The sequence below is a fragment of the Brevundimonas sp. genome (assembly GCF_029945885.1).
In the GTDB taxonomy this organism is placed as follows: Bacteria; Pseudomonadota; Alphaproteobacteria; order Caulobacterales; family Caulobacteraceae; genus Brevundimonas.
Genome location: NZ_JAQSDK010000033.1, coordinates 1 through 12761, shown reverse-complemented (window position 1 = coordinate 12761; position 12761 = coordinate 1). Strand labels below are relative to the sequence as shown.

Annotated in this window: 12 protein-coding genes; 5 read left to right on the top strand and 7 right to left on the bottom strand. The window is 67.5% G+C overall.

Annotation, left to right across the window (positions count from 1 at the left end; genetic code table 11):
- Window position 1 precedes the first annotated feature (1 nt).
- Window positions 2–1141, bottom strand: a complete 1140-nt coding sequence (locus PSV00_RS11805) for a cysteine desulfurase family protein (protein ID WP_300447442.1) — start codon at window positions 1139–1141, stop codon at window positions 2–4.
- Complete coding sequence (locus PSV00_RS11800) at window positions 1138–1602, bottom strand: Rrf2 family transcriptional regulator (RefSeq protein WP_300447440.1); 465 nt, start codon at window positions 1600–1602, stop codon at window positions 1138–1140. The genes PSV00_RS11805 and PSV00_RS11800 overlap by 4 nt, the downstream gene beginning before the upstream one ends.
- A gap of 159 nt (window positions 1603–1761) precedes the next feature.
- Here PSV00_RS11800 and PSV00_RS11795 point away from each other — a divergent pair, with 159 nt between their 5' ends.
- Entirely contained in the window at window positions 1762–2412 is a 651-nt protein-coding gene (locus PSV00_RS11795) for an alpha/beta hydrolase (protein WP_300447438.1), read from the top strand.
- A 198-nt stretch (window positions 2413–2610) separates the two neighbouring features.
- Here PSV00_RS11795 and PSV00_RS11790 read toward each other — a convergent pair whose 3' ends face one another.
- The gene (locus tag PSV00_RS11790; RefSeq protein WP_300447436.1) at window positions 2611–3813 is read right to left on the bottom strand and encodes a DUF1343 domain-containing protein; all 1203 of its coding nucleotides are present in this window, start codon (window positions 3811–3813) and stop codon (window positions 2611–2613) included.
- Window positions 3810–4385, bottom strand: coding sequence for a DOMON-like domain-containing protein (locus tag PSV00_RS11785; RefSeq protein WP_300447432.1), 576 nt, complete (start codon window positions 4383–4385; stop codon window positions 3810–3812). Before PSV00_RS11785 ends, PSV00_RS11790 begins: the two co-directional genes overlap by 4 nt.
- A 46-nt stretch (window positions 4386–4431) precedes the next feature.
- On the opposite strand from PSV00_RS11785, the gene tyrS reads away from it, so the two are divergent.
- From tyrS to PSV00_RS11765, 4 genes are all read left to right on the top strand, one after another.
- Complete coding sequence (gene tyrS / locus PSV00_RS11780; protein WP_300447429.1) at window positions 4432–5688, top strand: tyrosine--tRNA ligase; 1257 nt, start codon at window positions 4432–4434, stop codon at window positions 5686–5688.
- Window positions 5689–5825: 137 nt separating this feature from the next.
- Window positions 5826–6302, top strand: coding sequence for a thioredoxin-dependent thiol peroxidase (gene bcp, locus PSV00_RS11775; protein WP_300447427.1), 477 nt, complete (start codon window positions 5826–5828; stop codon window positions 6300–6302).
- 186 nt (window positions 6303–6488) lie between these two features.
- A complete protein-coding gene (locus PSV00_RS11770) occupies window positions 6489–7640 on the top strand; it encodes a peptidoglycan DD-metalloendopeptidase family protein (RefSeq protein ID WP_300447424.1) in 1152 nt (383 codons plus the stop codon).
- Window positions 7624–8169, top strand: coding sequence for a polymer-forming cytoskeletal protein (locus PSV00_RS11765; protein WP_300447422.1), 546 nt, complete (start codon window positions 7624–7626; stop codon window positions 8167–8169). Before PSV00_RS11770 ends, PSV00_RS11765 begins: the two co-directional genes overlap by 17 nt.
- A 58-nt stretch (window positions 8170–8227) precedes the next feature.
- Here PSV00_RS11765 and prfB read toward each other — a convergent pair.
- The 3 genes from prfB to PSV00_RS11750 all read right to left on the bottom strand — a co-directional run bounded on the left by prfB (window position 8228) and on the right by PSV00_RS11750 (window position 12609).
- Window positions 8228–9350 (bottom strand): peptide chain release factor 2 gene (gene prfB / locus PSV00_RS11760; protein WP_300447421.1). Its coding sequence is split into 2 segments (ribosomal slippage): window positions 8228–9280 and window positions 9282–9350, totalling 1122 coding nucleotides; the frame shifts between segments, so codons are not numbered across the junction.
- Window positions 9351–9427: 77 nt separating this feature from the next.
- On the bottom strand, window positions 9428–11812 hold the full coding sequence (locus tag PSV00_RS11755) for a penicillin-binding protein 1A (protein ID WP_300447698.1): 2385 nt from the start codon (window positions 11810–11812) through the stop codon (window positions 9428–9430).
- A 59-nt stretch (window positions 11813–11871) separates the two neighbouring features.
- Window positions 11872–12609 carry a DUF3820 family protein gene (locus tag PSV00_RS11750; protein ID WP_300447416.1) on the bottom strand — a complete coding sequence of 246 codons (738 nt, stop codon included), beginning with the start codon at window positions 12607–12609 and terminating at the stop codon, window positions 11872–11874.
- Between the last annotated feature and the right edge of the window lie 152 nt (window positions 12610–12761).

Genomic DNA, 12761 nt, shown 5'->3' with positions numbered 1-12761 from the left:
CTCAGGCGGTTTCCTTCGCGCGTTCGGTCAGCCGGGCACGGTGCCGGGCGTAGGCGGCGACCCACAGGTCGGCGAACCGCTGCCAGTCGGCCTCGGTCGTGCCCCAGCCGCCGGAGATGCGCACCCCGCCGGTCTCCAGGTCGTACAGTCCCATGGCCGAGACAGCCTTGGACGGCTTGGTCTTGCCCGAGGAACAGGCCGATCCGGCCGAGACCATCACCCCCTGCAGGTCGAGGGTGATCAACTGCTGCGGGCTGTCCCAGTCGGGCACGGCCATGAACAGGGTGTTGGGCAGACGCTCGGCCTTGGCCCCCAGAACCGTGGCCCCGGCCGCCGTGACTGCCTCGGCCGCGGCGTCACGCCAGGCGGCGTGGCTCACGCTCTCCGGCAGGTCGCGCAGGGCGCAGACCGCGGCCTCACCGAAGCCGGCGATGCCGGGGGTATTCTCGGTCCCGGCGCGCAGGCCGCGCTCCTGGCTGGAGCCGTGCACCATGCGCACGACCGGCAGGCCCTCGCGCGAGATCAGCGCCCCGATGCCCTGCGGCCCGCCCAGCTTGTGGCCGGACAGGGTCAGGGTGTCGGCGTCCAGCGCCGCCATATCGACCGGGATCTTGCCCGCCGACTGGATGGCGTCGACATGCATCCAGCCGTCGGCGGCATGGACCAGACGCGCGGCCTCGGCGATCGGCTGGATCACCCCGGTCTCGTTATTGGCATGATGGACGGCGACCACAGCGCGACCCGGCCGCTGCAGGGCCTCGGCCAGCCAGGCCAGGTCGATCACCCCCTGGTCGTCGACCGGCAGGGTCTCGACCGGATGGCCGAAGGTCAGGGCCGTCTCGGCGACACAGGGATGTTCGGTAGCGCTGATGATCAGCCGCTCGCAACCGGCGGCCAGGGCGCTGACCAGGGCCTGGCCGTTGGACTCGGTCCCGCCCGACGAAAACACCACGGCGGTCGGATCGACCCCGACCAGTTCGGCCACCTGGGCCCGGGCCGTCTCGATCCGGGCCCGGGCGCGACGCCCGGCGGCATGGACGGCATTCGGGTTGCCGTTGTCGGCCAGGGCCGCGGCCATGATGGCCTGGACCTCGGGGCGCACGAGGCCGGAAGCATTGTAGTCCAGATAGATCGCGCTCACGCCGCCGCTCCAACACTGTCATCACCGGCATTGCGTCGCCGCGCCCCGGTTCGGTTCAAGACCACATCCTCCAGCGACACCTGCGCCAGGAAGCGGTGAATTTCGTCGCCCAGATCCTCCCACAGATTGTGGGTGATGCAGCGTTCCCCGGCCATCATACAGCCCTTGGGCGAGGTATGACCGGTGCAGCGGGTGGCCCGGATCGGTTCGTCGACGGCAAAGACGATCTCGGCCACCACGGTCTCATGCGCCCCCTTGGCCAGACGATAGCCGCCGCCGGGCCCGCGCACGCTCTTGACCAGACCGCTCTTGCGCAGCCGCGCGAACAGCTGTTCGAGGTAGCTGAGCGAGATCTCCTGGCGCGTGGCGATCTCGGCCAGCGACACCGCGCGATCGGTCCCGTTCCGGGCCAGATCGGCCATCGCCATCACCGCATATCGTCCCTTGGTCGACAGACGCATGGTCCACCTTCAAAAATCGCGCGCATTTCGGGGCTGTTGTGCTAGAACCCGCGCCTTCAAGAAGGCTGCGGCGCGCTTGCCGGACATATAAAGTCCCACTAGCGCAGTCAAGTATTACGCAGCCGCGAAACGACAGTTGAACGGATTTTTCGAGCCCCCATGCCTGAAGTCATCCTGCCCGGCGCCTCCGGCCGTATCGAAGGTCGTTATTCCCCCGGCAAGCGCCCCAATGCGCCCATCGCCCTGATCCTGCACCCCCACCCCAAGGCGGGCGGGCATATGAACAACCCGGTGACGGTCACCCTGTACCAGCTGTTCCAGAAGCGCGGCTTCGCGACGCTGCGCTACAACAGCCGCGGCGTGGGCAAGTCCCAGGGTGAGTTCGATTCCGGTATCGGTGAGCTGGCGGATGCCGCCACCGCCCTGGACTGGCTGCAGTCGAACAACCCGGCCGCCACCCAGACCTGGGTCGCCGGCTACCAGTTCGGGGCCTATATCGGCATGCAGCTGCTGATGCGCCGGCCCGAGACGGACGGCTTCATCTCCGTCTCGCCGCCCTCGAACATGTACGACTTCAGCTTCCTGGCCCCCTGCCCCGCCTCGGGCCTGTTCCTGCACGGCACCGCCGACACCGTGGTGCCGCCGGTCGAGGTCGAGCGCGTCGTCAACAAGCTGCGCACCCAGAAGGGCATCGTCATCGACTATGAGCTGGAAGAGGGCGCGAGCCATTTCTGGCAGGACCATATCGACGCCGTCGACCGCCGCGTCGGCCTGTATCTGGACAAGCGGCTGGAAGAACGCCCGGCGTAAGCCGGCCGCACAACCCTTTCTTTCGTCATCCTCCGGCAAGCCGCGCCTTCGCGGCGCAGACCGGGGGACCCAGCGGCGCGCGAGAGCGCGAAGCTGTCGAGAGCGCGGCCGGGTGAGTCATCGCCTTCGCTACGCTTCGGCGCCGCTGGGTCCCCCGGTCTCGCTACGCTCGCCGGAGGATGACGAAAGCAAAGGCACTCAATACAGCAGGAACGGCTTGCGGGTCTTCGCCCAGGCCTGCTCGTCCGGCCCGGTCATCGCGTCCAGCTCGTCCGGCGTCGCATCCGCCCGGTCGACCCATTCCCGCAGGCCCGGCCCGCCGTTGATCACGTCGATGGCCAGCTTGCCGAAGGCGTATTCATACGGAAAATCCCGCCACAGCTCATAGTCGGGATACAGCCGCCGGATCGCCTTGAAGCCCAGGGCCTGGACCCGCCACGGCTGGAAGGCGTCGTGATCATAGGCCGGGTCGTCGACATGGATCTGGACCCCGCTGCACAGCTGGCCGACGTGTTTGTGGAAGGTCGGCTCGAACCAGCAGTCGCGCAGCCGGCAGCCCTTCAGCCACTGCGGCGCAAACGCCTGCATTTCGGCGATCACGGCCCGGGCGTCGATGTCGGGGGCCCCGAACAGCTCCAGCGGCCGGGTCGTGCCCCGCCCCTCGGACAGGGTCGTGCCCTCCAGCATCACCGTCCCGGCATAGGCCCGCGCCATCGACAGGTTCGGGGCGTTGGGGCTGGGATTGATCCAGCTGCGCTCACCCAGCGGCCAGCCGAAGCCGGGCCCCTGCTCCGGCGACCAGCCCTCCATCGCGATGACGCGATAGTCGACGTCCAGTTTGAAGTGGTCGATGAACCAGTGACCCAGTTCGCCCAGGGTCACGCCGTGCCGCATCGGCATCGGCCCGGCCCCGACGAAACTCTCCCAGCCCGGCAGCAGGGTCAGCCCCTCGACCGGACGCCCGGCGGGGTTGGGCCGGTCCAGCACCCAGACCGTCTTGCCGTGTCTGGCTGCCGCCTCCAGCACATAGAGCAGGGTCGTGACATAGGTGTAGATGCGACAGCCCAGGTCCTGCAGATCGACCAGCATCACGTCGAAGGTCTGCATCGACGCCTCGGTCGGTCGCCGCACCTCGCCGTACAGGCTGAACACCGGAAAGCCGTGCACCGGATCGGTGAAGTCCGGGGACTCCATCATATTGTCCTGCAGGTCGCCGCGCATGCCGTGCTGCGGCCCGAAGGCGGCGGTGATGGTCAGGTCCGTACAGGCTGTCAGGGCGTCGATCGCATGGGTCAGGTCGGCCGTGACCGAGGCCGGATGCGCCAGCAGGGCCACCCGCCGCCCCTTCAGGGGGGCACGCAATTCAGGATCGGACAGCAGGCGGTCGAGGCCGAATTTCATGCGGGCTCCGGGGGCGGCAGGGTCAGGACAAAGGAGTCGGGATGATGGAAGTCGGGCGTGTCCGACGGATGGGCCAGGGCCCAGTAGGAAAGGCCGTCGTCGGCGTCTTCAACGACTGCCGACAGACCGACGGACCAGGCCAGGGCGGGATCGAGGTCGTCCAGACGCAGAATCGCGGTCAGGGCCAGATGATCGTCATCCGATGCCCGCAGGACGGACTCGCTTGCCACCCCGGCCGGCGCGGTTCCGCCCTGCCGGTAGCCGTCGAAGCCATAGACAGCCCATTCGCCCGACGGGGACAGATTGACCTCATGATAGCCGGGCCCGTCACCCGTGCGAATGAAGGCCTCGAAACAGGTGTGCCGCCACAGGTCGTCAGCCCGGCCTGGGGCTGTCGGGCCGGGCACGAGCACCCGGAACAGGTCACCGGTCAGGACATAGTCCAGCGCCAGCACCGACGGCTCCGGGCGGAAGGCACTGACCGTCAGCCGCGCCACCGGCCCGGCGGACCCGACGGGGTGGCAGATCAGGTCGAGAAGGGGCCCCGGCGCACCGGTGGTTCGCGCTTGCATAGGCTCGTGCTACACGCCCTCCTCTCTCCAGGCAAAGCCCATCCCGATGACCGATCCTGTCTTCAAGTCCGACTTCCTCAAGACGCTGCAGGCGCGCAGCTACATCCACCAGATCACCCATCCGGTGGAGCTGGATGAGGCCGCCACGACGGGGATCGTCACCGGCTATATCGGCTTCGACGCCACCGCCCCCAGCCTGCATGTCGGCAGCCTGATCCAGATCATGATGCTGCGCCGTCTTCAGCAGGCCGGGCACAGGCCGATCGTCATCATGGGCGGCGGTACCACCAAGGTCGGCGACCCGACCGGCAAGGACACCTCGCGCCCGCAGCTGACCGAGGCCGACATCGCCGCCAACATCGCCTCGATCAAGACGGTGTTCGAGAAATTCCTGACCTTCGGCGACGGCCCGACCGACGCCCTCATGGTCGACAATGACGAGTGGCTTTCGCAATACGGCTACATCGAATTCCTGCGCGACTACGGCACCCATTTCACCGTCAACCGGATGCTGGCCTTCGACTCGGTGAAACTGCGGCTCGAGCGCGAGCAGCCGATGACCTTCCTCGAGTTCAACTACATGCTGATGCAGTCGGTCGACTTCCTCGAGCTGAACCGCCGCTACGGCTGCACCCTGCAGATGGGCGGCTCCGACCAGTGGGGCAATATCGTCTCGGGCGTCGATCTGGTGCGCCGGGTCGACCACAAGGCGGCCTTCGGCCTGACCACGCCCCTGCTGACCACGGCCTCGGGCGGCAAGATGGGCAAGACGGCCCAGGGTGCCGTCTGGTTGAACGCCGAACAGCTCAGCCCCTATGACTACTGGCAGTTCTGGCGCAACGCCGACGACGCCGACGTCGGCAAATTCCTGCGCCTGTTCACCGACCTGCCACTGAACGAAATCGCCGCCCTGGAAGCGCTGGACGGGGCCGCCATCAATGACGCCAAGAAGGCCCTGGCCGACGCCGCCACCACCATGCTGCATGGCGCGGACGCCGCGGCCCATGCGCGCGGTGCCGCCGAGGCCGCCTTCGAACAGGGCAAGCTCTCTGTCGACCTGCCCACGGTCGACATGCCGCGCGACGAGGTGATCGGGGCCATGATCGCCGCCGTGACCACAAAGGCCGGACTGACCAGCTCCAACGGCGAGGCGCGCCGCCTGGCCCAGGGCGGTGGCCTGCGCCTGAACGACGCCGTGGTCGCCGACGGGGCTCAACTGGTCGCCGAGGCCGACATCAATGCCGACGGCGTGTTCAAACTGGCCGCCGGCAAGAAGAAGATCGTTCTGGTCCGCCCGATCTGACCCAATCCGTTCATCCCGGCGCAGGCCGGGTCCCGGGTCTTCGGGCGATCAACGGGACCGGCGAGCCGCGCCGTCGAACCCGCGCAGCGACACAAAAACTGGGTTCCCGCCTTCGGGGGGACGATCGGAGAATTAGAATGCCGGAAATTACCGAGGGATCGAAAGCCCCCGCCTTCGACATGGCAACCGACAACGAAGGTCGCGCTCGCCTGTCCGACTTCGCTGGCAAGACAGTGGTCCTGTATTTCTATCCCAAGGCGGATACCCCCGGCTGCACCACGGAGGGCCAGGACTTTTCGGCCCTGTTCGACGAATTCGCCGCCGCCAACGCGGTCGTCATCGGCGTGTCGCGGGATGCCGTTAAAAAGCTGGAACGGTTCAGGGCCAAACACGACCTCAAGGTCATTCTCGGCTCGGACGAGGACGGCACCGTCTGCGAGGCCTTCGGCACCTGGGTGCAGAAGCAGCTCTACGGCCGGGAATATATGGGCGTCGAACGGGCCACCTTCGTGATCGACGGTCAGGGCACGATCCGTCAGATCTGGCACAAGGTGAAGGTCAAGGCACACGCCATGGCTGTTCTGGAAGTCGTGCGCACGCTTCAAGGTGTGTAACGCGGTTCTCTGACAAGCTTCGACAAGGTCGCGATAGATTCGTTTTTTCGCCTCACAGGCGATTTTTGCCCGCGCTCAGGTCATTATTCGCCTGAATCCTTGCCGGGATGGTTAACCGCAGGTGAATCGTCTTGATGCCCCATCCGCGTTGCCGCATATTTGCCTTATGTTTTGGGGGCGTTGGGCATGAACGACGAAGAGATCGCTGCGAAGCGCTCTTTGATCGAGCGTTGGTTTCCGGTCCGCTACCTGTATCTCAGGAACGGGGACGACGTCCGCGCCTGTGCCCTGTCCCCCGGTCGCCAATGTCTGATCGCAGTTGCCGCCGTCCTGTTCTCGGCCTGGACCCTGATCGCCTCGGGCGGCCTGATCTTTGACCTGATTACCAACAGCCAGGCCGACAGCGCGGTGATCCGCGCCCGCGCCGCCTCGGAACGGGTCAATGCCGATCTCCAGGCCCGGCTCGACAGCGCCGTCGTGCGGATGACCACCACGACCGGCTCGATCGACGATATGGCCACCATGGTCGAACGTCGCCATGCCGCCCTGACCAATGTCATGGGCATGTTCCACGGGGTCGACGGGGCCGAAATGGCCCTGCGTCCCGCCCTGCCGGAAAACACGGCCGGTCGCAGTCCGGTCCAGCGTATCCTCGCCGTCCGGCTGGACCAGGAACGACTGATCGCCCGGGCCGAGGAAGTGTCCCAGACCCGCGCCGAACGCCTGCGCCTCGCCTTCCGCCTGGCCGGCCTCAACCCCTCGGCCTATGCCGCCACCGGCCCCGGCCTCGGCGGCCCGCTGGTCGAGGCCAGGGATCCCCGCGCCCTGGCCGCCGTCCTCGACGTTGATGAAGCCTTCGCCGTGCGCATCCGCCACGCCGCCGACAATCTGAATGACATGCGCCGCCTCGCCGACGCGGCCGAGGGCCTGCCCTTCCGCCGGCCGACCCAGGCCCGGACGACGTCCAGCTTTGGCGTGCGTTTCGATCCGTTCAACCGCCGCCCCGCCCTGCACCAGGGGCAGGACTTTGCGGCCCCGCTGAACACCCCCATCTATGCCACGGCACCGGGCGTCATCTCTTTTGTCGGTGTCCGTTCAGGGTATGGCAACACCGTTGAGATAGACCATGGTCGCGGTTTCAAGACGCGCTTCGCCCATCTCAACTCCATGGCCGTCACATCCGGCCAGCAGATCGCGCTTGGCCAGCGCATCGGCGCCATGGGGACAACCGGACGCTCCACCGGCGTTCACCTGCACTACGAAGTGTGGATGAACGGCCGCCCCCAGAATCCCGCACGCTTCATGAAAGCCGGAGACCAACTTGTTCAACAAGAATAAATCCCCCGCCCCGTCGCCGCAGCCCCGTCCCACGACTGCGGCCGCCATCCCGCCCCTGCCCGACATGCCGTCGGCCGGAAGCGCCAAGCCGGCCACGCCGGTTACCTCGAGCCGGGGTCTGTCGACCCTGTCGTCAGATCTCAAATTCGAAGGCACCATCAGCGGTGCCGGTGACCTGCAGATCGACGGCCAGATCAAGGGCGACGTGCGCGTCGGCCGGCTGATCGTCGGCGAGACCGGTGCCGTCGAAGGCAATGTCTCGGCTGACTATATCGAGGTTCGCGGCCGTATCGTCGGCACCACCTCGGGCAAACAGGTCAAGCTGGTCTCGACCGCCTATGTCGACGGCGACATCACCGCCGAACAGCTGTCGATCGACATCGGGGCCTATTTCCAGGGCCGCTGCGTCCAGGGCCGTCGCGACGCCCCGGCGGCCACCGCCGCCAAGCCCGCGGCCGCACCGGCGTCCGACCTGGCCCCGATCCCGCAGCCGCCTGCGGCCCAGGTCATCGACATGAAGCCGCACTAGTCGACCAGCGTCGATCCAGGAAAAAAGGGGCCCCGGAGTGATCCGGGGCCCCTTTTTTCTATTGGCCGGTGGCGTCGCGGGTCTCACCGACCCGGGCGGCCAGGGCCGCGCCCATGAAGGCATCCAGGTCCCCGTCCAGCACCCCCTGGGTGTCGGAGGTCTCGACGTTGGTGCGCAGGTCCTTGACCATCTGGTACGGCTGCAGGACGTAGCTGCGGATCTGGTGACCCCAACCGATGTCGGTCTTGGCGTCGGCCACGGCCTGGGCCGCCGCCTCACGCCGCTGCAGTTCCAGCTCGTACAGACGGGCGCGCAGCATCTTCCACGCCTGTTCGCGGTTCTGGTGCTGGGACCGGCCGGCCTGGCAGGCCACGACGGTATTGGTCGGGACGTGGGTCAGGCGGATGGCCGAGTCGGTCTTGTTGATGTGCTGACCGCCCGAGCCCGAGGCCCGGTAGGTGTCGGTCCGCACGTCCGACGGGTTGATCTCGATCTCGATCGTGTCGTCGACCACGGGCGAGACCCCGATCGAGGCGAACGAGGTGTGGCGTTTGGCGGCCGCGTCATAGGGACTGATGCGCACCAGCCGGTGCACGCCTGATTCCGACTTCAGCCAACCATAGGCGTTGGGCCCCGAGATCAGGATGGTGGCGGACTTGATGCCGGCCTGGTCGCCGTCTTCCGAAGCCTCCAGCTCAACCTCATAGCCATGGGCCTTGGCCCAGCGCGAATACATCCGCAGCAACATCCCGGCCCAGTCGCAGGACTCGGTGCCGCCGGCCCCCGAGTTGACCTCGAGATAGGCGTCATTGCCGTCAGCCTCGCCGGACAGCAGGGCCTCCAGCTCGGCGCGGGCCGCGCGGTCCTTGATGGCCTTCAGCGAGGCGCGGGCGTCCTCAAGGGCGGCTTCGTCGCCCTCCTCATCGGCCATGTCGGCCAGCATGACGCCGTCCTCAAGGCCGGTTTCCATCTGCAGGACGGTGTCGATCTGGCCCTGAAGCCGGGTGCGGTCGCGCATCAGGGCCTGGGCGGCCTCGGCGTCGTCCCACAGAGTCGGGTCCTCGACCCGCGCGTTCAGCTCATCGAGCTTGCGAAGTGCAGGGTCCCAGTCAAAGACGCCTCCTGAGCAGAGCGAGGCTCTGCTCGATGTCGGCCTTCATGGCCTCGACATCCGGTCTCATCGCAATCTCCACGCGACAGAAAAGCAAAGCGGCGCGCCGCTTTCGGGGCGCGCCGCAGGGAGGCACTACCTAGGGCCTTAGTAGAGCCCGCTCAAGTCCTCAGCCGGTTCCTTCTTGTCCGGCGGGGCGACGGGCGGGGCGACGACGGTCACCGGCGGCCGTGCGGCCTCCTGTTCGCGGCGGACCACCTCGGAATAGTTCTGCGGACCGATCGGGGTCAGGACCTCGGGGGCCAGTTCGTCCTGGCGGCGGCGTTCGGTGCCGGGGCGGAAGGCCTCCTCGATGCCGTTGACGGTCCGGAACACCGCATTGCGCGGCCGCACGAATGGCCGGGCCGGACGCGTACGCAGGGCCGTCTGCATGAAGTCGGTGAACACCGGCAGGGCCGCCTGGGCCCCGGCCTCGCCATAGCCCAGCGAGCGGTTGTCATCAAAACCGACGAAGACACCGACCACCATGTCGGTCGTGAAGCCGACGAACCAGGCCGAGCGGTATTCATTGGTCGTGCCGGTCTTGCCGCCGACCCACCGGCCCAGGCCGCGGGCGCTGGCGGCGGTGCCGCGCTGGACCACACCCTCCAGCATCGAACTGATCTGATAGGCGGTGATCGGATCGATGACCTGGGTGCCGCGCGGCTCGAGGCGCGGCGACTCCTGGCCGCTGAAGGGCCGGCCGCACTCGCGGCAGCTGCGCTCATCGGCACGGAATTTGGTCTCGCCGTTCCGGTCCTGAACCAGTTCGATCAGATAGGGATCGACCCGGCGCCCACCGTTGACGAAGGCCGAGTAGGCCGCGGTCAGGTGATAGGGGGTGGTCTCGCCCGCCCCCAGCGACACCGACAGATTGGGCTGCAGGGTGTCGGACACCCCCATCCGCTTGGACAGGTCGACGATGTTGCGCATGCCGACCTGTTCGGCCAGCCGCACCGTCATCACATTACGCGACAGCTCCAGCCCGCGCCGCAGCGACTGCGGCCCGTAATACTGGCGGCTGTAGTTCTCGGGCGTCCAGCGCTCGCCGTTGCGGCCGCCGGCAAAGCTGATCGGCGCGTCCAGCACGATCGAGGCCGGCGTGAAATCCCCTTCCAGCGCCGCGGCATAGACGAAGGGTTTGAAGGCCGAGCCCGGCTGGCGATTGGCCTGGGTCACGCGGTTGAAGCTGGACAGGACGTAGGAATAGCCCCCGACCATGGCCAGGACCCGCCCTGACTGCGGCTCGATCACCACCAGGGCCCCGTTGACGGCGGGCACCTGTTTCAGGGCGAACTGACCGTTGGTCGGCTCGACGAAGATCAGGTCGCCGCGCTTCAGCTGCCGGTTGGCATTGGCCCAGGCCGCATCGGCGCTGACCAGCGTCCCGATACGGTCGTCACGGGCGGTGCGCACACGCACGACATTGCCGGCAACGCTCTCGACCGCCGCCGCCTGCCAGGCGCGTCGTTCGGGCGGACGGGTCTGTTTCAGGGCCTCGGCCTGCCAGCCGGGGGCGAAATCGGTCGTGCCCCATGCCCCGCGCCAGCCGTGGCGGCGGTCATAGTTCTCCAGCCCGCGCATCAGGGCGTCACGCGCCGCCGACTGCAGGCCGGGATCGAGGGTGGTGCGGATATAGTAGCCGCCGCCGTTGACGGTCTCGCGGCCGAACCGGGCCGTGGCCTGGCGACGCGCCTCCTCGACGAAGAAGTCGGCGTCGGCATACTGGGCCCGGCGCGGCGCATCCTGGGTGACCAGCGGCCGGGCCCGGGCCGTGACCAGCTGTTCGGGGGTGATGAAGCCGCTTTGCTCCATCTCGCCCAGAACCCAGTCCCGCCGCCCCTTGGCCGCCTCGGGAAACCGCTTCGGATGATAGTTGTTCGGTCCCTTGGGCAGGGCCGCCAGGAACGCCGCCTCGTCCGGCGTCAGCTGGCTCAGCGACTTGCCGAAATAGTTGTAGGCCGCCGAGGCCACGCCATAGGAGCGATAGCCGAGGAATATCTCGTTCAGATACAGTTCCAGGATCTGCTGTTTGGTCAGGGTCGCTTCCAGCCGGCTGGAGAGGATGGCCTCCTTCAGCTTGCGGTTCAGGCTCGACTCGTTGGTCAGCAGCACATTCTTGGCGACCTGCTGGGTGATGGTCGATCCACCCTCCAGCCGTCGGCCGGACACCACATTGAACAGGTTCTTGAACATGGCCCGGCCGATGCCGCCCACGTCGATGCCGCCGTGCTGGAAGAAGTTGCGATCCTCGGCCGCAAGGAAGGCCTGGACCACGGTCGTCGGGATCTGGTCGAACGACACATAGATGCGCCGCTCGTCCGAGAATTCCCCGATCAGGGTCCCGTCCCCGGCATAGACCCGCGTCGCCGTCGGCGGGCGATAGTCGGCCAGGTCCGAGGCGTCCGGCAGGTCGTGGAACAGCCACGCCGCATAGACGGCCACCACCAGCCCGACCAGCGCAATCGCGCCCAGCAGGCCAATGCCCGCCATCACGAACCAGCGTTCGGCAATCTTCACCGCAAACTCCGAGCGACCACAGAAGGGAGGGTTTAGCCCGCGTCGCCACCGACCGCCAGAGCCCCGGTGACGCCCCCGGCGCGACGGTCCAGTTCCTGTCGCGCCGCGGCCACGACATCGGCGTCCATATCGCCCTGCCCGGCCATCCAGCGCAGATAGTCCTCGGGCGGTTCGGCCCACGGCTTGCCGCGATGTTTGCCGAACGGAATCCGGTCCAGTTTGCGCGGTTCGTTGGTCCAGGCGATCATCTGCTCGACCGTCGCCGTCTGCAGCAGGTCGATCAGCAGATGCGCCGTCACCCAGGCGTCCGGTCCGGCCCGGTGCGCCGGATTGGCCAGGGCCGGATCGAGGTCCAGCGCCCGCCAGTACCTCAGCACCTGGTTCGAATGCCCCGGGGCCTCGGGCCAGGCATTCTTCGACGCCCGCACCGTACAGATCCACGGCAGGCCGCCATGGGCCGTATCGGCGATAAAGCCGCGCTCGAACTGCGCCGAATGCGCCACCATCACATCGGCCGGCTCGCCCAGGAACATCTCACGCAGCGCCTGTTCGTCGCAGTGCGGATCGTCGTCCCGGAAATGCGCCGGCGTCAGATGATGCACCGCCATCGCATGGAACGAGATTTCCCCGCGCGGCCGGAACAGCTTGGTCACCGGCGGCAGGGCCACCCACCCGGCCCCGTCAGCCACCACATCGACGATCCCGACCTCGAGTATCTCCGAGGTCCGGTCCCCGCCGGAGGTTTCAAGATCGACGACTCTGAGACGCATGGAGCGGAGATAGGGGGTTTGCGACGCGAGGGCGAGTGGGGGGACGTCTGCGCCCGTCCGCCCGGTCGCGCCGAGGCCGCGTCCGGGCCGGCGAACACTCACAGGCCGCCGACCACGTCCTTCAGTATGTCTGCCGCCGAGCGATCGCGCGG